Below are 20,261 nucleotides of genomic sequence, written 5' to 3' on the forward strand. Positions count from 1 at the left end.
GCGATATTCATTCTATTGCGGCATCCGAATTGCTCTTGATCATTGCCGAGTTCTTCCGTGCTTATGATTCCCGCGCCATGAAAGAAAGCCAGAACTGCCGCCGCCTGTTATGCGATTCGGCCGATGTCGTCGTCCTCGGAGCGGGCCCCGCCGGCCTCCTGCTCGGGAACCTCCTGCTCGCCGCCGGGATCGACTGCGTCCTCCTCGAACGCGCCGCCCGCTCTCATGTCCAGACCCGCCCCCGGGCCGGCTTCCTCGCCCCGAACACCGTACGGATCCTGGAGCGCCACGGTCTCGCCGACGGACTGCACCGCGACGGACGTACACACTGCACGTGCGAGTTCCGCACCGGGGACGGTCGTTTCCGCCTCGACTACAGCGCCCTCGGCCGTGGCGAGCAGCACACCGTCTACCCGCAGCAGAACCTGGTGACGGACCTCCTGACGCACTACCTCGACGCGGGCGGCCGCATCCGCTTCCGCACCGAGGCCGTCGCCGTCCACGACGCCGACGGCCCCCGGCCGTACGTCACCACGCGCGAGCCGGACGGACGCCCCACCCGTTGGGACGCCCGGTACGTCGCCGGCTGCGACGGCCGGCACGGAGCGGCCCGCCGCTCGCTCCCGCCCGACGCGGTGCGCCACCACCACGACCACGGGGTGAGCTGGCTCGGTCTGCTCGCCGAAGCGCCGCCCAGCCTCGATGCCGTCGGCTACGCCGTCCACGACCGCGGTTTCGCCGGCCACATGGCCCGCAGCCCGCAGGTCACGCGCTACTACCTCCAGTGCCGGCGCGGCGCCCGCGCCGACGCCTGGTCCGAGGAGCGGATCTGGGACGAGCTCGACGTGCGCATGCGCGCCACGGAGCACGGCCCGCTGCACCGGGGGCCGATCATCGAGCGCGGAGTCGTCGACCTGGCCTGTGACGTCGTCGAACCGCTGCGCCACGGCTCGCTCCTGCTGGCCGGCGACGCGGCGAGCCTGACCGCCCCGGCGGCCGCGAAGGGCGCGAACCTCGCCGTCCTGGAGGCGGAGCTCCTGGCCGGAGCCCTGGCCGAGGCCCTCGCCGGAGGGGACGGCACGGCCCTCGACCGCTACTCGGCGCGGAGCCTGGCGCACATCTGGCGCGCGCAGGAGTTCACCCAGTGGATGACCGGGCTGCTGCACGCGATCCCCGGCCAGGACCGGTCAGGCGGATCGTTCTTCCACGCCTCCCTGCGGCGCGCCCGCCTCGACTCCCTGCGCACGTCCCGCGCACACCAGGACTGGTTCGCCGAGAACTACGTCGGCGTGTGACCACGGCCCCACCCGGCCCCCCCGCTTCCGCCGACCCCTTCCCCCCCAGCCCACCACGCTCCACCCCCCCCCACGCCCCAGCACCGGCCCTAGGACACCTGCGCGATGACGACGACCCTCACCGACGAATCGATCCTCCCCGCCGGAGCGGCACCTCCCGGCGAAACGATGCTCCTTGACGACACGGCCCGCCTGCGCGCGGCAGCCGCGTTCGTACGGGAACACGACAGTGCCACGCTGCTGCCACTCCTGCTGCACGGTCTGTGCGGCCCGGAACTCGAGTCGGTGGCCGCGCGGTGCCGGTTCGCCCACGCCGGTCTGCTGCTCTTCCCCTCCGACGCGCAGGACCTGCGCAGCCGGTTCGTCGAGTGCGGCCTCGCCGCCGACACCCCGGCACAGCCCAGCGTCGTCGTACGGGCACGGCTCGCCCGGCGTCACCACCGCGACGCGGCCGAGCTCGACGTCCGGATCCTGCGCCCCCGCGTCCACGGCCCGGCCGGGGAGCGCCGCGTGGTGGAGGTGTTCACCCTGCAGGTGCCCGCGCACTCGGACCTGGAACCGATCGCCGCGCACGAACGCGCCCGCGGCCACGAGGCCCATCTGGCCTTCGAGCTGGAGTCCCCGGACCCCGTGGCGCTGCACGGCCTGTGCGCGGTACTCGCCCGGCACGGCGCCCGCCCCGACGGGGGCGGGTACAACCCGCACGAGGACGGCACCGTCCTGTACTTCACCACCCCCGACACGGCGTGCGGCTACCGGCGTCTCGAGCTCTACGCTCCGGGCGACCACCGCGACGCCCTCGCCGCCCACCTCGACGGCCTCGACGAGCGACCGGACGCGGACGCGGACCGGTCGGCTGAAACGCTCCTCCACCTCCTCACGGGAGCGTGGACCACCCAGGCCCTCGCCGCGTTCGCACGCCTGCGCCTGCCCGAGGCCATGGAACCCGGCGCCGCCGTCGGCACCCGGGAACTCGCCCGGCGCACCGGGACCCACCCCGACAGCCTCGCCACGCTCCTGCGCTACCTCGCGATGCTCGACGTCGTGGCCGAGGACCCCGAGGGGCAGGACGGCTTCCGCCTCACCCCGCTCGGCGGCCTGCTGCTCGCGGACTCCCCGGACACGATGCGCCCGTTGGCGCTGATGTACGCGGGCCCCTTCTACGAATCCTTCGCCGCGCTCGACCACACCGTACGGACCGGGAAGCCGGCCTTCGACGAGCTCTTCGGCGAGAACCACTTCGACCACTTCGCCCGCGACCCCGAACTCGCGGACCTCTTCGACCGTTCCATGGCGGCGAGTTCGCGCATGTTCCGGCCGCTGCCCGCCCACCCGGTGATCACCGCCGCGGCCCAGGCACCCGCCCCCCGGACCGTCGTCGACGTGGCCGGCGGGAACGGCGAGCTCCTCGGCCGCATCCTGGCCGCGCATCCGACGCTGCGCGGCACGCTGCTGGAGCGCCCGCACGCCGTCGAGACGGCCCGCCGTGCGCTGGACGCCGCGGGGTGCGGCGCCCGCTGCGACTACCGCAGCGGAGACTTCGCGGACGTGCCCCACGGCGGCGACGTCTACATCCTGTCCCGCGTGCTCCACGACTGGGACGACGACCGGTGCCGGGAGATCCTGCGCCACTGCGCCCGCGCGATGCCGGCCCACGCCGACCTGCTGATCGTCGAACGCCTCCTGCCCGCCGACGGATCCCCCTCACTGGCCACGGCCTGGGACCTCCACATGATGTGCAACGTCGGGGGCCGCGAACGCCGTGCCGATCAGTACGCCCGACTGCTCGCCGACGCCGGACTGGAACTGCTGGACCACACCCCCCTGCCACTGGAAGCCCACGTCATGCACGCCCGCAGGGCACCTGCCTAGGCCGGTCCGGGCGGGCCGGGGCCGTTGTCAGTGGGGGCTGCCACCATCGCTGTCATGATGCGATTCGAGTGGCGCCCCTTCCTCGAGCGGTGGAGCGGGGAGTGGGCCGACGCGTACGACCCGGAACACGACGGGCTGCCGGGCGCCGAGGACCGGCGCGCGGCCCGCTGGCTGGGCCGTGAGCCGGCGGACGAGGCCGGGATCGCCGCTGCCGAGGCCCGGCTCGGCGTCACCCTTCCCCCGTCGCTGCGGTCCTTCCTCGCGGTCACCGACGGCTGGCACCACGCGGGCACCTTCGTCTGGCGGCTTGCCGGTTGCGAGGACCTCGGCTGGTGCGGCGACCCGCACGACATGCGGGGAGCATGGCTGGACGGCGCCGGGGACGACGCCGACGAGGACCTGGTCCGCGCAGCGGGCCTGTGGTCCCGCTCGCTCCAACTCTCCGCCGAGTCCGACATGGTCGACGTCCTGCTGGATCCGGAGGACGTGGACGAGCGGGGGGAATGGGCCGTGTACACCTGGGCGCCCTGGCGCGCGAGCCCGCCGGAACGTCTGCCGTCCTTCCGCCACTTCATGGAGGACGCGTACCGGGGGTTCCACTCCATGGCCTCGGACCGGCCGGCCTTCGCGAACGAGACCACCCGGGCCATGGACGCCCGGGTCGAGCAGGCTCGGCTGGCCGCCCTGCGCGGCGAGTACGAAGCAGCCGGGGAAGCCCTGTCCGAGGCCTGCGCCTTCGGCCGGCCGGGGGCCGCGCGGCTCCTGGAACAGATGGGTGTCCTGCGCGGCACGGCCACCGGAGCCGAAGCAGGGGCCTCGCTCGCCGATCCGTACGTCGCCCACGAAGCGGTGCCGCTGACCTGCAGGGCGGAGCCCCGGTACGGCACGCACCAGGAGGAGTCGCTGACGCGCCGGTATCCCGAGGAGGACCGGCCCGCGGTGGCCGCGACCCTGCGGGGGATCCGTGAGGCGACGTTCCGGTACCGGGCGGACGGAGCCTTCGGCGAGGCCGTGGAGACCGCACGCGCGCTGGCCCGGCGGGCGGAGCCGGAGGCGGCCTGGTCGGTGCTGGCCGCCGCGCTGCCGGCGTGGACGCCCCGGTCCGCCGACCACATCGCCCCCGTGGGTCTGCTCGCGGACCCGTACCTGGGTCCGGTCCTCACCCCGGAGCGCGGCCGCGTCCTGCTGGCCACCCCACGCGGCCCGGGGGCCACCAAGGCCGCCCCGCAGTCCACCGGGTCCGCTCCCGCGGACGGTCTGGGCTGGCTCGCGGAGCAATCCCGCAGTGGCTTCCGGATGGTGCTGATCGCGGGCGTGGAGCCGTCCGAGGTCCCGCACCGGCTCGGCGTTGGCGACGCGACCGTCCGCCCGGCCCTGACCCTGGGCGAGGCAGGGCTGGGGCACCCGGGCGGAGCGCCGTGGGAGAACCGGACGGTGGCCCGGTTCGGCGCGGCGGGCGACGGCTGGGCCTTCGCCCATTCCGACCGGGGCATCGACGCCGCCACCCAGGGGCGGTTCGCGTCACCGGCCACGGAGGCCTCCCGCGGGACCCGGGCCCTGACGCTCACGTACGAACCGCAGTGGGGCCCCGATCTCCCCGCGGCCTTCCACTTCTCCTGCGCGGAGAACGGAGAGCAGCGCTACGGCCTGACGGTCCGGGGCGCGTCGCGCACGACGACCGGGGAGATACCGGCCGGGCTCGCGCCCGCCGGCCTCTTCGCGGGACGCACCCTCTCCGAGGGGCTCCGTACGGCGCTCGACGCGATCGCCGAGCACTTCGGGGTCAGGGTGTCACGGGAGGCCGTGTGCCACGGCCGTCTGGACGGTTTCGAGACCCGCAGCTGGCTCCGCGAGCCGCGGTCCGGTGAGAGCTATGCCTACTGGACCCGTTCCTGACCCGCCGGCTGTCCGCCGTCCCGCCGTCGCGAGCCCGCCCCGGTCTCACGTCCGGGGCCGGCGGGTGGCCCGCCAGGTCGGACGGCGGCGGGAGAGACGCGGCCCCCGCCCCGCCGGCGACGGCGTGGCCAGTGCGAACGTCACGGTGATGTGCGCGCCGCCCAGGGGGCTGCGCGTGATGCGCATCGCGCCGCCCGTCGCGGTCGCGGCCCGCTGCGCGATGTCGAGCCCCAGCCCGGTGGAACCGGTGCTGCTCCCGCGGGAGAGGGCCCGGTCCGGGTCCGGGATGCCCGGCCCGCCGTCCTCCACGACCAGTTCCACGGCGTGGGCCGTGCGCACGACGCGGACGCCGAACGGGGTCCCGGACGCGGTGTGCCGGAAGACGTTGCCGATGAGCGCGTCCACCACGGCGGCGACGTCGTCCTCGGAGAGCCCCACGGCCGTGGGTTCCTGGGTGAGGTCGAGGGAACAGCACCGTTGCTGCTGCTCCGCCAGGACCGCCCAGAAGGCGGTGCGGCGGCGGACCACGTCGGCCGCCTCGCAGCCGGGGCCGGGTGTCCCCTTGCCGGCGGCGCGGTCGCCCGTGAGGGGTTCGGCGGCGAGCATGCCCTGGCCCATGGGCCCCACGGCGAGCGGAGTGCGCGCCGTCGCGATGATGGCCTGGAGTTCCGTCTCCAGTTCGCCGACCGCCGCTTCGACCCTGGCCGATTCCGGTGTGCCGGCCATCCGCTCGGACGCCAGGTGCAGGGCGGTCAGCGGGGTGCGCAGCCGGTGGGACAGGTCGGCGACGAGTTCGCGTTCGACGGCGAGCAGTTCGGTCATCCGGTGGGCCATCGCGTTGAAGGCCACGCCCGCCTCGCGCAGTTCCTTGGGGCCCATCGGGTCCACACGGGTGTCGAGGTCCCCCTGGCCGAGGGCGCGCGACGCCTGGGCGAGCCGCTTCGAGGACCGGACGACCTTCGCGCCGAGGCGGTCGGCGACCAGCACGGATCCGCCGATCAGTCCCACGGCGAGGAAGAGCATGACCGCCCAGGACTCCTTGACGCCGCGGGTCAGTTCCTCTTCGGGCACGAAGTTCTCGATGACGGCGACCTGCTCCCCGGGAAGCACCACGGGCTGCAGGCATATCCAGCCGTGCGGAACCTCCTGCGAGATGGACTCGCGTCCCCGCTGCGCCCGTTCTAGCAGTTCCGCGGGGGCCTTGGAACGGCCGAGGGGCCCGGTGTCCGGCAAGTGGACGACCAGGTGCTCGGAGGCGTCCAGGCTCGCGGCGGACTCCCGCAGGGCCGCCGGGTCCGTGGACAGCGCGAGGACGGGCGCCAGGGCGGCGGCACGCTGCTCGGCCGCCGTGACCCCCTGCTCCTTGACGAGCGACATCACCAGAGCGGCCAGCGGTATGAGGAAGGAGAGGGCGACCATGGAGGTCACGGCGAGCGCCACTCCGGCCAGTGAACGTCTCAACGCGGCGCCACCAGTTTGATGCCGACCCCACGGACGGTCAGCAGGTACCGAGGGGCCGCCGCGCGTTCGCCCAGCTTGCGGCGCAGGGACGACAGGTGCACGTCGACGGTCTGGTCGTCCACGTACGGCTCGCGCCAGACCTCGGTCAGCAGCCGGCGCTTGGAGACGACCTGGCCGGTGTGGTGGGCCAGGAACGCCAGCAGGTCGAACTCCCGGCGGGTGAGGCGCAGCTCCCGGCCCGCCAGGTACGCGGTGCGCGCGCCCGGGTCCACGGCCAGTTCGCCGACGGTGGTGGGGCGCAGCGGTTCGGCGGCCGGTGCCACCGGCGCGCCCGCCGGGCCACCGGTGGGCGGGACGTGGCTCGTGCGCCGCAGGACGGCGGAGAGGCGCGCGACGAGCTGCCCCCCGGAGAAGGGCTTGACCAGGTAGTCGTCGGCGCCCGCGTTGAGGAGCTTGATGATTTCGGTCTCGTCGTCGCGGGCGGTGGCCACCAGTACGGGAACGGAGGATATGCCGCGGATCATGCGCAGTGCGTCTCCTCCGTCCAGATCGGGCAGTCCCAGGTCGAGGACCACCGCGTCGACGGGAGCCTGGGTGACCTCGCGCAGGGCGCCGAACCCGTCTCCCGCGCTGCGCACGGCATACCCGTGCTCCGCCAGGACCTCGATCAGTGACTGGCGGATGCTGGGGTCGTCTTCGACGACCAGGACGCTCGGCATGGGCACACCATAGGGGCTCCCCTAGCCGGCGTCGAAGGTCGGGCCGTCACCGGTGACGCGCAGCCGCACGGGGCGGTCGGAGACCGGGATGGTGCAGCCGTCCTGGGTGCTGCAGCTCGCGTAGCCGAGCAGCAGGGTCGCGTTCCCGTCCCCGTCGGCGCGGACCGGGAGGGTGGTGGTGACGGGGCCGTCGGGGTAGACGGGGACCGGGGCGTCGACACCGGGCACGCTGATGGACCGTACGTCCTGGGCTGCCGTCAGTTTGCCCTCGGCCTTGAGGACCCCCGAGACGCCAACGGCGGTCGGGCGGCCCACGTCCTCAATGCCGGTCGCCGGCAGGTCGATGCTGTAGAGGTGGAACCCCTTGCGCTCGGGCGTGAAGACCGCGGTGACGGTGCCCTTCGAGGCGTGCCAGTCGGAGACCGAGAGGGTGACGGTGACCCCGTTCTCGGTGAAGCGCGTCGTGGGCGCGGCCGCTCCGGCGCCCGCGCCGGGGTTCTCGGCGGTCTGCTGACCGCACGCCGCGAGCGCGGCCAGGGTGACGAGGGCGGCCGCGATACGGGCCTTCCGGGAATGCCTGACATGCATGGAAAGGTTCATCGGTGTCTCTGCACTTCTGTGTCACGTATCACGGGATGAGATCGGATCGGATCGGTTCTTCGTCTGCGCGGCGTACGACGGCCCTAGAGGGCCGTGCTGAAGTTCGCGCTCCACAACTGCACGCGGTACACCAGGTCGTTCCACACCCCGGTGGCCAGCAGGACGCCGACGAGCACGAGCATGCCGCCGCCGATCCGCAGCACCCACGGGTAGTGGCGTTTGACCAGGCCGAACGCGCCCAGGGCGCGCCGGAACGCCAGCGCCGCCAGGAGGAACGGCAGGCCCAGCCCGAGGCAGTACGCCGCCATCAGCAGGGCGCCGCGGGCCGCGCTCGCCTCGGTCCACGCGAGCGCCTGCACGGCGGCCAGCGTCGGACCGATGCACGGGGTCCAGCCGACCGCGAACACCGCTCCCAGTACGGGCGCCCCGGCGAGTCCGAGGGCGGGGCGCCGGTGACTGCGGAACTCCCGCTGGGTGAAACCCGGCAGGAACCCCATGAAGGACAGCCCCATCAGCACGGTGAAGACGCCGAGCACCTGGGTGACCATCTCCTGGTGGGCGAGGAGGGTACGGCCGAAGTAGCCGAACAGGGCACCTCCGGAGACGAGTACCGCGGTGAAGCCCAGGACGAACAGCAGCGCCCCGGTGGCCATGCGGCTGCGGCGCCCGCCGCGCGCGTCCGCCAGGTCGGCGACCGACAGGCTGGTCACGTAGCTGAGGTAGCCGGGGACGAGCGGCAGCACGCACGGCGACAGGAACGAGACCAGCCCCGCCACGAACGCCACGGGGGCCGCGATCGCCAGCGTGCCGTTCACCAGCGAGGGGGCGTCCGCGAGGGCGAGCGTCCGGTACAGGACCGCCGTCCCCGTCACGACTCCTCCTCCACGACCCGCGCGAGCAGGGGCCGCAACTGCTCGTCGGTGACGGCGCCGCCGATGGCGACGGCGATGCGTCCGCGGCGGTCGATCACGAGGGTCGAGGGGATCGCCTGCGGGTTGAGCAGTTCGGGAGGGAAGCGGAGCAGGAGTTCCCCGGAAGGGTCGTGGAGGCTGGGGAAGCCCAGGCCGTGCTCGCGTACGAACGACCGGGCCGCCGTCCGGTCCGGGTCCCGCGTGTTGATGCCGAGGAAGCGGACCTCCTCGGCCGGGGTCTCCCGGCTGAGCCGCGCCAGGTCCCGGGCCTCCGCCCGGCAGGGGCCGCACCAGGAACCCCAGACGTTGACGACGACGACCTGGCCCCGGAACCCGGCGAGGCCGACCGGCTCCCCGTCCAGGTCGTCGCCGGCCAGCACGGGCGCGTCCCGCCGGGCGGAGGGGTCGAGGACCTTCGCCTCGGCGGCCCTGGCCACGCCCGCCGGGCCGTCCGGCGCCCCGGCTCCGCCGTCGTCCGTCGCGAGGCCGGCGAGGAGCAGACCGGCCGCCACCGCGAGGCCCGCTCCGGCGGGAACCACCACGGCCCTGCGGACCGATCGCCCCGTTCGCCTCGTGCGTCTCATGACGCCCACTTGCGCAGGAAGGCGTTGATGCCGTCCGCGGTCAGGGACGGGTTGCCCGTGACGTGGGTGTCGGTGCGCACCGTGCCGGAGGAGGAGACGACGACCAGTACGGGCATCGTGTACGTCCCGCCGGACGGGCTGTACTTGCGCAGGAGCGCCGAGTTGGCGGAGCTGTTGCCGCCGATGTCGATCTTGACGAGATGGTACGAGGCCCCGAGGATCCCCGCGGTCTGCGGCTGGGCGAACACCTTGTCGGCGGCCTTGCAGTTGCCGCACCAGTTCGCGCCGAAGTCGAGGAGTACCGCACGCCCGTCGGCCTTGGCCGCCCGCAGGGCCGCTTCGATCTGCTTCTGGGCGTCGGCCGAACTGTCGTAGCCGGGTCCGGGTATCCGGGCCGGCTCGGGTGCGGCGGAGGTCCGGGCCGGCTTGGCGGAGGTCCGGGCGGGGGAGGCCGAGCCCGACGCGGCACGCGAGGGGGTGGCGGACGCGGACGCGGACGGCGAGGCCGAGGCGGTGGGGGAGGCCTCGGGGGACGCGGTCGCGGACTCCGACGCGGAGGGGAGGGTCGCCTCCACGGACGGTCCGGCCGTGGCCGGAGCCGCGGAACCGGCGGGCTGGGAAGCCGGCCCGCAGGCGGCGGTCAGCCCCGCCGCGACCACGGCGGCGGCGACGAGCGGAAGTCGTGTCCCCAGGGGTGAGGCGGAGCGGGGCGCCGTCGTACGGCGGTCGGCGCGGACGGTTCGGAGCAGGCGAGAAGTCATGGCGAGGACACCCCAAGGCGCGATGCGGACTGCGGGAAGGGCCGAAAGCCTTCCGGCTCGGCGGAACCGACGGCCCGGGGGTTCGCCGGGTGCGGTTCCCCGGCGCCGAGGGCCGCTCGGCTGACGCGAGCATAGGCCCCGTCAGGGCCTGCGGAACCGCCTCGGCACGATCTTGAGGTTGCCCTAAGGAAGCGCTCACCTTCCGCTTCGCCGGGGCATGGCGCACGAGGGCGTACAAGGCCCCGAACCGGGCGAAAGGGACCGGTGTCAGAACGAGGATTCGCGGACGCTCGCCTTCGCCGACGGGACGATCGTCGCCGTGACCACCGACCGGTGGTCGGCGCCGGAGAACGTGACGGTGAGGGTGTCGTCCGAGGTCTGCGCGGTGGTGGCCTTGAAGCCGCGGCTGGGGATCGCGGAGATCAGGCACACGCCCCGGCTGCCGTACCGCACCGTCACCTTGCCGCCCGTGGAAGGGACGGTGTGCAGGCCCGCTCCGCCGTCCTCGCAGTCCACGGCGGTCTTCGGCGCGGTGGTCCGGGGGGTTTCCGGCGAGGCCTTGGCGGGCGTCGCGGCCGAGGGGGTCGGGCGCTGCGTCACGGTGGGCGAGGGGCTCGCGGACGGGGACGGTGTGACCGGTGCCGGGCTGCCCGCCTCCCAGGCCGGAGGGGTGTCGATGACGACCGGGGCGGACCGCGCGACCGGGGGCGTATGCCTGGTCGAGCCGACCACGAACTGGACCGTGGCGAGCACGGCGGTCACGCTGGTGGCGGTGCACGACAGCCATATGAACAGGTAACGCGGAATCCGGGGCACGGCCCCATAGTGACCGACCCGCCGCCCGGCGCGTCACCGCCTCCCCCGAAGAGCCCCGGAGCCCCCGCGTGCGGGCCTGCCGCCGGCCGGTGAACGCCGACGTCCCCCGACCCGTGGAACGGGTCGGAGGACGTGGTGGGGGGTGGCTGGTTCGTTGGGTGTGCGGGGCTTTGCCGGTCCGGAGGCCTGCTACCTCGGCGCGCCGAAGTTCTGCGTCCACCACGGGCCGCCGTCGCCCTTGTGGACGCCGACGCCGATTTCCTTGAAGTCGCAGTTGAGGATGTTGGCCCGGTGGCCGGAGCTGTTCATCCACGCCTTCATGACCGCGTCGGGGTCGGCCTGACCCCGGGCTATGTTCTCGCCCAGGCGGGACCAGCCGTACCCGGCGGCCTCCACCCGGCTGGTCATGGTGGACCCGTCGGGGCCGGTGTGCGACATGACGCCGCTGCTGGCCATGGTGTCGCTGTACTTCCGCGCGGCGGTGCTCAGCTTGGCGTTCATGGTCAGCGCGCCGCACCCGGCGGCGGCCCGCTCCTTGTTGACCAGGGCGAGGACCGCGGACTCGGCATCGCCGTTGACGGTGCCGGAGCCACCAGAGCCGCCCGAGCCACCGGAACCGCCGCCCGTGGTCGTGGAGGGCTTGCGCGTCGGGTCGGCGGCCCGGGTGGCCGCCGGCTTGGCCGGAGCGCTGCCCTCCGCCGAGGCGGACTTCGGCTCGGCGGACGCGGACGCGGATTCGGAGGCGCCGGCGTCCGGTGTGGCGGACGGGCTCGGGCTCGCCGTGGCCGTGGCGTCGGTGGTGGGCGTGGGGGCGGCAGGGGAGGGTGCCGTCCCCACGCCGTCACCGGTCCCCGCGGTGCCGGCCGAGGCACCGGCGGCGCCGTCGGCCCGCCGGTCTCTGCCGGCATCGCCGCCGGAGTCGGCCACGGCGACCCCGACCGCCACCGCCGCGGCCGCCGCGGTGACGGACAGGACGACGCGGGTGCGCACCGTCCTCTTCCGTCGCGCCTCGGCGCGGGACGGCGTTTCGGGAGTGTGGCTGCGGCTCATGACGGTGACACCTCACAGGAGAAGGGGAGGAGGGGAGTCCGGCTGAGCCTAGGTTGCCCATCAGCGAAAAGAGCGCGCTGGAGGGGTTCTTCAGGTTCCCCTAAGGAAACCCGCAGGACCAACACAGGGACGAGCCGGACAATCGCCCCAACTCGGCTGGCCCGGCACGCGCGTTGCCGGGCGGGGGAGTCCATCCTGGATGCCGTGGCCCCGCGAGGTTCAGGACCGCCCGGGCAGCCGGTGCAGCACGATGTCGTGCAGGGCGCCGTCTTCGACCGTGAGGGTCAGGAAGGTGTGGTGGGGCTCTCTCCGACGGTCCGTCGGGGAGCCGGGGTTGAGCAGCCTGAGCCCGCCCGGGGCCGTGGAGTCCCACGGGATGTGGCTGTGGCCGAACACAAGGACGTCCGTGTCGGGGAAGCGTGCGGCGCAGCGCTTCTCGCGCCCGTCGGCCGGGCCGGTCTCGTGGACGACCGCGAAGCGCAGACCGCCGAGTTCGGCGCGGGCGACCTCGGGCAGTCTGCCGCGCAGGGCGGGCCCGTCGTTGTTGCCGTACACGGCGACCAGGCGCCGCGACCTCGACTCCAGCAGGTCGAGCGTGGCCTCGTCGGTCCAGTCCCCGGCGTGGACGACCACGTCGGCCTCACCGACGGCCGTCAGCAGGTCCTCCGGCAGGCGCCGGGCCCGCGCGGGGACGTGGGTGTCGGAGGTCAGCAGCAGCCTCATGACCTCACCGTAGACGAGGGGGCCGTCGCCTCGTGGGCGAACGGGGACGCGCCCCCCGGTGTCAGCGGGTGGTGAGGTCGATCGCGTCGGCCGCCTCGCGGACCTCCGCGTCCCGGTGGCGGCGCAGGGCCCGGACGGCTGCTCTCCAGGGCCCCGGCCAGTCCAGGCCGGGGCCGAGGGCGGAGGCGAGGGCCGCGGCGAACAGCCCGTCGGGCAGGGTGCCGGCGGACAGGGTGCGTACGGTCCCGAGCGCTCCCTCCGCCTGCTGCATGGTGCGGGAGGCGTAGTGGTGCCGCTGGTGCAGCCGTTCGGCGCTGCGGCCGGCCAGCGCGGGGCGGTCCGCGACGGCCGAGCTCAGCTCGCGGCAGGCCGCGGTCAGTTCGGCTTCGGACGCGGCCGGGTCGACGGCCCGGACCAGCAGCGAGACGCGCAAGCCGGTCAGCCGCGGTTCGCCGGCCAACTGCCGGGCGAGCGGGGCGCACAGCCGGCCGGGCACCGTGATCATGGTCGAATCGAGGAGGTGGCACAGCCGATGGCGGGCGGGCCGCTCGGGCCCGTCGGCGTCGCCGCCCTGCGACGCGCCGCCCTGCGATGCGCCGTTCTGCGATGCGCCGTTCTGCGACGCGGCGTCCTCCGCGGCCATGCCCGACAGCAGCCGGGCGACCACCTCGTGGAGCGCACTGCCGGGTGCCGCCCCGCCCGCCGGATGGGGCAGCTCCGATCCGGCGATGCCCATCAGGGCCGAGCCGGCCCCCCAAGTGAGGGGGGAGGCCAGGTCGGTGACCATGTCCGTGAGCGTCCAGGTGACGGCGGGCGCGTACGCGGCCCAGTCCTCCAGGACCCAGTACACGCTCTGGGCCGTGAACTCTTCGGCGCTGGTGAGCAGACCGGTCACCAGCCGGCCGTAACGGGACCGGTGCGCGGGAGCCACCTCGGCCGGTCCGCGCAGCACGGCGCGGCGGGCGCCTTCCGGGCCGTCGGCGACGGCGGACTCCAGCAGCGACCACGCCGCTTCGGCGGGGAGCAGGCCAGGAGCGAGGGCGACGGCGGCAGCACGCAGGTCGGGATGGGCGGAGGCGTCGAGCGCAGCCCCGGCGAGGAGCCGCGCGGCGGCCTCCGGCGGGAGGTGGCGGGCGGCGAGCCGCGCCGCCGACTTGCGGACGGTGACCTTCACCCCGCCTTCCCGGGTGAGCAGTTCGCGCAGCACGGCGGCGAGGGCGTCCGGGCGGGCACGGAGCGCCACCCGGTCGGCGACCGCCCAGACCGCGCCCGCGTCGTCCGCGCCGGCGCTGTCGAGCAGCAGGCGCAGGGCGGCGTCCGGTGCGTCCACGACGGCGGCCGCCAGCGCCGCAGGGTCCGCTCCCGCGTCGTCGGCGCCGCCGTACCGCCGGACGAGCTCGTACCCGTGTCCCGGGACCCCGGCCACCTCGCGGAGCAGCGCGGCCCGTTCGTCCAGGGATCGGCCCGGGTCGGCGAGGGCCGTCTCCGCCAGGCGTACGGCGGCCCGCTGCTGGCGGGGCAGCCACCGGTCCGCACGGCGGAAGCGCGGCAGCGCACGGGCCGTGCCGGGCGCCGGGAACCGGCCGGCGGGCGGCGGATCGGCCAGCGCGAGGTCCAGCAGGTCGGTGCGGTCGGCGGCGAGCACGTCGAGCACGGGGCCGAGCGTCACCGCGGAGGGCTCCCGCTCCAGGAGTACGGCGACCCGCCCGGCCCGCGTCGCCGGGTCGGCCAGCCAGGCCGCGGCCAGGCCGGCGAAGGCGCCGTCCGGGCAGTCGCGCAGGCCGTCGGCGAGGCGGTCCTGCAGCTCGGGGATCCGGCGCGCCCGGTTGCCGAACGCCTCGACCAGGGCGAGCAGCGGTGTGTGGTCGCCCTGCCCGGCAGCGGTGTCCAGCCAGGGCCGTACGGCGTCCAGCACGGCGCGTTCGCGGCCGTGCCGCAGCGCCCGGTCCAGCCGGACGGCGGGTGCGAGCGCGCCCGTGCGGGCGGTGAGGGCCCCCAGCAGGTGCACGGCGAGTCCGAGGAGTTCCTCGTCGGCCGAGGAGTTGAGGAGGGTGACGGCGAGGGTGTGGACGGCGGTCCGGGTGGCCGGCGAGCAGTCGCGGGCGCGCAGGGCGTCCAGGCAGAACCGCTGCAGGTCGTCGCGTCCGGCCCGGCCCGCGGTCCCGGAGAGGGCCGCCGCGAGCAGCGGTGCGCGCAGGGCGGCGAAGGCCTCCAGGGCGGACCGGCGCACGGGGTCGCGCTCGTTGCGCAGGCGGCGCGCGGCCAGTTCCAGTACGGCGGCCACCTCCGCCGGATCCGCCGCGTTCCCGGCGTTGGACACCACGTGGTGCCAGGCGAAGGCCCGGTCATCGGCGTCCCCGGAGCCGGTCGCGTCGAGGAGTTCCGGCCGGACTTCGGACGGCGGGAGCATGGCGAGCGTGGACAACAGGTCGTACGTGGCCCATCGTTCGGCGCGACCCTGTATGACCTCCGCCCGTACCCTGGCGTGCCGTTCGGCCTCCGGCAGCAGGGCCAGTACGGCGTCGGAGGTGCCGCCCGGGGCGTGGCCGGGCAGTACGGCGGCGACCGCGTCGTGGAAGGCCACCCGGTCCGCGAGCGGCACCGCGCGCAGCATGGTGACGTAGGCGCCCCGTTGGAACCAGCGGGCGGCGAGCCGGTGCAGGGACGGCGGAGCGGCCGCGACCAGCCGGCGGAGCACGGCCGGGTTCGGGGTGCGCTCCCAGCGGATGCTCTGCCGGCCGGGGTCGGCGAGCCAGCGGGCGGTCCGCTCGGCGTCCGCGTCGACGAGGTCGGCGAGCCGGTCGTGCAGCGGGTCGGGCAGGTCCCCGGGGCCGTGGCGTTCGAGGAGGTCCAGTACCCGTGCGGGGGCGGCGGGCAGGGCCGCCGCGATCCCGTTGGCGTGATGCGGCCACCAGCCGCCCCGCAGGCGGGGGGAGAGAGAGGCGAGCTCGCGCTCCGCCTGGTCGAGTACGGCGGCCGGATGGCGGCGGGCCAGCAGGCTCCAGCCCTCGAACGCGACGGCGCCGGCGAGCTCGGGCAGCATCCGGGCGGTGAACTCCGGGGAGCAGCCCGGCAGCAGCAGGGCCGCGTCCCGGTCACCGCGCTCGGTCCGCAGGCGCAGCAGCAGGCGCTCGGCGAGGGCGGGGCGGCTGCCGTCGCGCAGCAGCCGGGCGAGGTCGGCGCGGACCACGGCGGGCGCGTCGTCGTACGCGGCTTCGACGGCCCGGTCGGGGACGGCCGAAGCCCGGGCGCCGCGCAGGGCGTAGCGGCGGACGACCGGGTCGGGGTCGGCCAGGCGCGCGGCCAGGTGGTCGGTGTCCGCCCCGGCCAGGGCGGCGAGCGTGCCGAGCCGCCGTTCGTACGGGCCGAGCCGGTCAAGGGCGGTGAGCAGCGGCCGGAGCTCGCCGCGGGCGGCCAGCGCGTGCGCGGCGACGGCGGTGTGCCGCAGTCGGGCCTTGTGCGGGAGGGAGTCGAGTGCGGAGAGCAGCTGTTCGACGGTGGTGATCATCGGGACGGATTGTCACAGACACCCGCCCCCGGTTCCCACCGAATATCGGCGCGGGCATCGGTGCGGCACCGGACCGGCGTGCGGCGGATCCGGGTCAGCCGAGGACGAGGGGGAGCGGGAGTGGCGTGGCCGACCTGCCCAGTTCGGCCTTCTCCGCCTCGGTCGGGGCCCGCCGACCGGTGCCGATCAGCAGCGCGTCCTCGTCGGAGAACGACGGGGGGAAGGCCGCGCCGGCGATCCTCTCCAGCAGCTCGCGCGACCGGGCGAGCCCCTCGGCGGGCGGGTCCGCCGCGTCCGGGAGGTGCGCGATCAGGTCGAGGTGGTGCAGGGTCCATTCCAGGACGTACGCGGCGAGGTATTCGCCCGTGGTGAGCACCTCGTCGCGGGTGCCGACCCGGACGGCGGGATCCGCGAGTGCGGCGGCGCGGCCGGCGGCGGAACCGACGTCGTCCAAGTGGAACTTGAGCAGCCACGGCTCCTCGTACGCGGCGGCGAGGCGGACGGTCAGCGCGTCGAGCGGGTCCTCGCCGGCCGGGGCCTCGACCAGGTTCCAGTAGGTCACCGCGTCCCGGGTCGGCTCCGTGTCGGCGGGAGTGGCGAGGGTGATCAGGACGTCCTGGGCATCGATGACCAGATGGCACACCAGGTCCCGCACGAGCCAACCGGTGCATCCGGACGGCCGCGCGAAGTCCTCGTCACGGAGTTCGGCGACCGCCGTGCGCAACGCTGCCCAGGAGGAGGAGAAGAGGTCCACGGCCGCAAGCCTAGTGCGGTGCTGCGTACCGGCCGGGTTCGACGGACCGTCAGGCGAGGGCCGCCGCAAGTGCCTTGGCGGCCCTCGCGACCAGCGCGTCCGTACGCGGCGCGGAGGGCTCCGGCTTGGTGCTCAGCACGGCCAGCACCACCGGCGGCCGCCCCGGCGGCCAGGCGATGCCCACGTTGTTGTTGGTCCCGTACGATCCGGTGCCCGTCTTGTCCCCGATCACCCAGTCGGCGGGCAGGCCGGCCCGGAAGCGGTCGGCGCTCGTCGTGTTGGCCAGCAGCCAGCGCGTCAGGTGCTCCCGGTGCCGCGGGACCAGCGCGTCGCCGAGCACGAGCCGCCCGTACGTCCGCCCGATGGCCCGCGGGCTGGTCGTGTCGGTCACCCGCGACGGCTCGGCCGAGTTCAGCTCCGGCTCCCACCGGTCCAGCCGCGTCGTCCGGTCCCCGACGGACCGGCAGAAGGCGGTGACCGCGGTGGGACCGCCCAGCTCGCGCAGCAGCAGGTTCGCGGCGGCGTTGTCGCTCTGGGCGATGGCCGCGGAGCACAGCTCGGCCACCGTCAGCCCGCCGGCGATGTTCTCGGGCCGCTGCGTCACCGAGCCGCCGCCGGCGGCCGTGACGTCCTCCTGCGTGTAGTGGATGCGCCGGGCGAGGAACTCCCCGTCGCGGTCCAGGTCCCGCATCACGGCCGCCACGGCCGGCGTCTTGAACAGCGAGCACATGGGGAACAGCTCGTCGGCGCGGTACAGCACCGTCCTGCCGGTGGCCGTGTCCCGCGCGTACGCACCCAGTCGCGCGCCGTACTCGCGCTCCAACCCGCGCAGCTGCCGGACGACCTCGCCGTCCCCGCCGCTCCCGCCGCCCGACGCCGCACGTGCCGCGCCCGCCGGCAGGGCCGCGGCCAGCGCCGCCCCCGCTCCCAGAGTCAGTACTGCTCGACGGCTCTGCTCCACGTCGGCTCTCCTCTTCCCTTTGACGATCACGTGGCGACAAAGACGCCAAAGATGATCAATCCGGTTCCCTCCGGACCGCCCGTCCTCAGTCCAGGCCGTCGAAGCTCCAGGCCTGGATGTCGCGGTAGTGGATGGGCCCGGGACCGCGGCCCGTGTTGCTGCCGACGAGGTGGAGCCGCCGGGTCTGCCACGGGCGGCCGGCGAACGCGGCGAGCCCGGCCGCCGCCTCCACCGCGCTGGTGCGGTCGTTGCGGCGGGAGCGGGCCAGCGTCAGATGGGGGCGCAGCGGCCGCTCCTGGAAGTCGATGCCGCACGCGCGGACCGCGGCGCGTACGTCGGTGGCGAGGAGGTGCAGCGCTTCGAGCTCCCCGTCGATCCCGGTCCACAGGACCCGTTCGTCGAAGTGCCCGCCGCCGCGCAGTGCCAGCTTCAGGGGCCGCCGGGCCGCCGCGAGGTCCGCGAGCGGCTCCTTGAGGAGCGGAACGGCGGAGACGGGGAGCTCCCCGAGGAAGGCCAGGGTGATGTGCCAGTCCTCGATGCGGTTCCAGCGCATGTCCGGGTACGCGGCGTAGGCGGGCCGCAGCTGCTCGGCCAGCTCTTCCTTCGCGTCGTCGGGCGGGGCGAGCGCTATGAACACGCGGACGGTCCCGGCCTGGATCTTTTCGTTCACGGAGGACTTCGTACCGTGTCCGGACGGGTCCCGTCATCTTTGACTTCCCTGCGCGCGGTGCGGCAGCGGACGGCAAAAGGAAAGGCAAGGAGGTCACGCTCTCCTTGCCACGCTCAACATATAGCGCACCGGGGGCCTTGCGGCAAGCCCCCGCTCGTGCCGCAGAATCGCCGATCGAACCTGGAATCTGCGGAAGTTGGGGTTGTTCACGTTGCGTGTGTTGCTGTCGACGTACGGGTCGCGGGGAAGCGTCGAGCCGATGGCGGGTCTCGCGGTCGCCCTGCGGGAGCTCGGCGCGGAGGTGCGGGTGTGCGCGCCGCCGGACGCGGAGTTCGTCGAGCGGCTGGCCGGGGTCGGAGTCGAGATGGTGCCGGCCGGACAGCCGGTGCGCCCGATGGTGCACTCGGTGACGCCGGGTTCGGCGGTGGGGCTGGCGCAGCGCGTGGCCGACCTGATGGGCGCGCAGTTCGAGACGGTCGCCGCGGCGGCCGTGGGCTGTGACGTGCTGGTGGCGACGGGGCCGCTGCCGGCCGTGACCGGTGCGCGGTCGGTGGCCGAGAAGCTGGGCATCCGCTACGTGCACGCGAGCCACCAGCCGGTCGCCCTGCCCTCTCCCCGCCGGCGGCCGCCCGCGCGGCGGGGCCGGCCGTTGCCGCCGGGGGTGAGCGACAACCAGGAGCTGTGGGAGCTGGACGCGCGGATCGCCAACGAGATGTTCGGCGAGGAGCTGAACGGCCGGCGGGCCGCGTTCGGCCTGCCGCCGGTGGAGAACGTCCGCGACTACGCCTTCACCGACCGGCCGTGGCTGGCCACCGACCCCGTCCTGGACCCCTGGCGGACGACGGACCTCGACGTGGTGCAGACCGGCGCCTGGATCCGGCCCGACGCACGCCCGCTCCCCGCCGGCCTGGAGGCGTTCCTGGACGCCGGCGCACCACCGGTCTACGTCGGCCTGGGCAGTACGCCCGTCGGCGCCCCGGAGGACTTCGCGCGGACGGCCGTCGCCGCGGTCCGCGCGCAGGGCCGCCGCGTGGTCCTGTCCCGCGGCTGGGCCGGCCTGGACCTGGTCGACGAGCAGGACGACTGCTTCGTCGTCGGCGAGGTCAACCAGCAGGCGCTGTTCCGGCGGGCGGCCGCCGTCGTGCACCACGGCAGCGCGGGCACCACGACGACCGCCACCGGGTCCGGCACGCCCCAGGTGGTCGTGCCCCAGGGAGGAGACGCACCGTACTGGGGCGGCCGGGTCGCCGGCCTGGGCATCGGGACCGTCCACGACGGCCCGGCCCCGACCACTGCGTCCCTGTCGCTCGCGCTCGGGGCGGCCCTGACGCCCGGGACCGGCGCACGGGCGACTGCCGTGGCCGCCACGATCCGCACCGACGGGGCGACGGTCGCCGCGCAGCTGCTGCTCGACTCCGCCGGCTGAACCGGGCCGCGATCCCGGTGCGGCGCAGCGCCCCGGGCGGGGTTTGTATCGGGCGGGTATCAGGGAGCGCTTGGTCGTCCATCGAATGCGTGCGCCGGGCCGTGGCGAGCTGCCACGCCCGATGTCTGCCCTATCGTTCCCTTCGGGTCCCGTCCGCGCGGACGGGACCTGCCCGTTTCCCACGACCGTCCGAGCAGGAGCCGTCCGCCCGTGTCCTCGTCCGTCCCGCCCCCGGCAACGGCCCCGGCCCCCGC

General features: G+C 74.8%; 17 protein-coding genes. 4 read left to right on the forward strand and 13 right to left on the reverse strand.

Annotated features, from left to right (window positions below; translation table 11 throughout):
* The first annotated feature begins 77 nt into the window (after nucleotides 1-77).
* From ACIPYQ_RS10260 to ACIPYQ_RS10270, 3 genes are all read left to right on the forward strand, one after another.
* Complete coding sequence (locus ACIPYQ_RS10260; protein ID WP_401248365.1) at nucleotides 78-1,295, forward strand: 4-hydroxybenzoate 3-monooxygenase; 1,218 nt, start codon at nucleotides 78-80, stop codon at nucleotides 1,293-1,295.
* 105 nt (nucleotides 1,296-1,400) lie between these two features.
* The gene (locus ACIPYQ_RS10265) at nucleotides 1,401-3,167 is read left to right on the forward strand and encodes a methyltransferase (RefSeq protein ID WP_401248367.1); all 1,767 of its coding nucleotides are present in this window, start codon (nucleotides 1,401-1,403) and stop codon (nucleotides 3,165-3,167) included.
* Between the two features lie 54 nt (nucleotides 3,168-3,221).
* On the forward strand, nucleotides 3,222-5,063 hold the full coding sequence (locus tag ACIPYQ_RS10270) for an SMI1/KNR4 family protein (RefSeq protein ID WP_401248370.1): 1,842 nt from the start codon (nucleotides 3,222-3,224) through the stop codon (nucleotides 5,061-5,063).
* 45 nt (nucleotides 5,064-5,108) lie between these two features.
* On the opposite strand, the gene ACIPYQ_RS10275 is transcribed toward ACIPYQ_RS10270, so the two are convergent.
* From ACIPYQ_RS10275 to thpR, 13 genes are all read right to left on the reverse strand, one after another.
* Nucleotides 5,109-6,524, reverse strand: a complete 1,416-nt coding sequence (locus ACIPYQ_RS10275) for a HAMP domain-containing sensor histidine kinase (protein WP_361762951.1) — start codon at nucleotides 6,522-6,524, stop codon at nucleotides 5,109-5,111.
* Complete coding sequence (locus tag ACIPYQ_RS10280) at nucleotides 6,521-7,243, reverse strand: response regulator transcription factor (RefSeq protein ID WP_361762954.1); 723 nt, start codon at nucleotides 7,241-7,243, stop codon at nucleotides 6,521-6,523. The genes ACIPYQ_RS10275 and ACIPYQ_RS10280 overlap by 4 nt, the downstream gene beginning before the upstream one ends.
* 21 nt (nucleotides 7,244-7,264) lie before the next feature.
* Entirely contained in the window at nucleotides 7,265-7,831 is a 567-nt protein-coding gene (locus ACIPYQ_RS10285; protein WP_401248374.1) for a hypothetical protein, read from the reverse strand.
* Between the two features lie 95 nt (nucleotides 7,832-7,926).
* Complete coding sequence (locus tag ACIPYQ_RS10290; RefSeq protein WP_401248377.1) at nucleotides 7,927-8,715, reverse strand: cytochrome c biogenesis CcdA family protein; 789 nt, start codon at nucleotides 8,713-8,715, stop codon at nucleotides 7,927-7,929.
* On the reverse strand, nucleotides 8,712-9,338 hold the full coding sequence (locus ACIPYQ_RS10295; RefSeq protein ID WP_401248380.1) for a TlpA family protein disulfide reductase: 627 nt from the start codon (nucleotides 9,336-9,338) through the stop codon (nucleotides 8,712-8,714). Before ACIPYQ_RS10295 ends, ACIPYQ_RS10290 begins: the two co-directional genes overlap by 4 nt.
* Nucleotides 9,335-10,099 (reverse strand): thioredoxin family protein, encoded by a 765-nt coding sequence (locus ACIPYQ_RS10300; RefSeq protein WP_401248383.1) that lies wholly within the window; start codon nucleotides 10,097-10,099, stop codon nucleotides 9,335-9,337. Before ACIPYQ_RS10300 ends, ACIPYQ_RS10295 begins: the two co-directional genes overlap by 4 nt.
* 267 nt (nucleotides 10,100-10,366) lie before the next feature.
* Nucleotides 10,367-10,915: a hypothetical protein gene (locus ACIPYQ_RS10305; protein ID WP_361762968.1), complete on the reverse strand. Its 549-nt coding sequence runs from the start codon at nucleotides 10,913-10,915 to the stop codon at nucleotides 10,367-10,369.
* 189 nt (nucleotides 10,916-11,104) lie between these two features.
* On the reverse strand, nucleotides 11,105-11,965 hold the full coding sequence (locus ACIPYQ_RS10310; RefSeq protein WP_401248386.1) for a CAP domain-containing protein: 861 nt from the start codon (nucleotides 11,963-11,965) through the stop codon (nucleotides 11,105-11,107).
* A 219-nt stretch (nucleotides 11,966-12,184) separates the two neighbouring features.
* Nucleotides 12,185-12,688: a metallophosphoesterase family protein gene (locus ACIPYQ_RS10315; RefSeq protein WP_401248389.1), complete on the reverse strand. Its 504-nt coding sequence runs from the start codon at nucleotides 12,686-12,688 to the stop codon at nucleotides 12,185-12,187.
* A gap of 61 nt (nucleotides 12,689-12,749) precedes the next feature.
* The gene (locus tag ACIPYQ_RS10320; protein ID WP_401248392.1) at nucleotides 12,750-16,196 is read right to left on the reverse strand and encodes a hypothetical protein; all 3,447 of its coding nucleotides are present in this window, start codon (nucleotides 16,194-16,196) and stop codon (nucleotides 12,750-12,752) included.
* 94 nt (nucleotides 16,197-16,290) lie between these two features.
* On the reverse strand, nucleotides 16,291-16,950 hold the full coding sequence (locus ACIPYQ_RS10325) for a maleylpyruvate isomerase N-terminal domain-containing protein (RefSeq protein WP_401248395.1): 660 nt from the start codon (nucleotides 16,948-16,950) through the stop codon (nucleotides 16,291-16,293).
* Nucleotides 16,951-16,999: 49 nt separating this feature from the next.
* Entirely contained in the window at nucleotides 17,000-17,911 is a 912-nt protein-coding gene (bla, locus tag ACIPYQ_RS10330; RefSeq protein ID WP_401248397.1) for a class A beta-lactamase, read from the reverse strand.
* An 85-nt stretch (nucleotides 17,912-17,996) separates the two neighbouring features.
* The gene (thpR, locus tag ACIPYQ_RS10335) at nucleotides 17,997-18,581 is read right to left on the reverse strand and encodes an RNA 2',3'-cyclic phosphodiesterase (RefSeq protein WP_401248400.1); all 585 of its coding nucleotides are present in this window, start codon (nucleotides 18,579-18,581) and stop codon (nucleotides 17,997-17,999) included.
* A gap of 217 nt (nucleotides 18,582-18,798) precedes the next feature.
* Here thpR and ACIPYQ_RS10340 point away from each other — a divergent pair, with 217 nt between their 5' ends.
* The gene (locus tag ACIPYQ_RS10340) at nucleotides 18,799-20,007 is read left to right on the forward strand and encodes a glycosyltransferase (RefSeq protein WP_401249338.1); all 1,209 of its coding nucleotides are present in this window, start codon (nucleotides 18,799-18,801) and stop codon (nucleotides 20,005-20,007) included.
* Nucleotides 20,008-20,261 lie beyond the last annotated feature (254 nt).

Origin of the sequence: Streptomyces sp. NPDC090045 (assembly GCF_044747975.1) — a bacterium.
Lineage (GTDB): Bacteria > Actinomycetota > Actinomycetes > Streptomycetales > Streptomycetaceae > Streptomyces.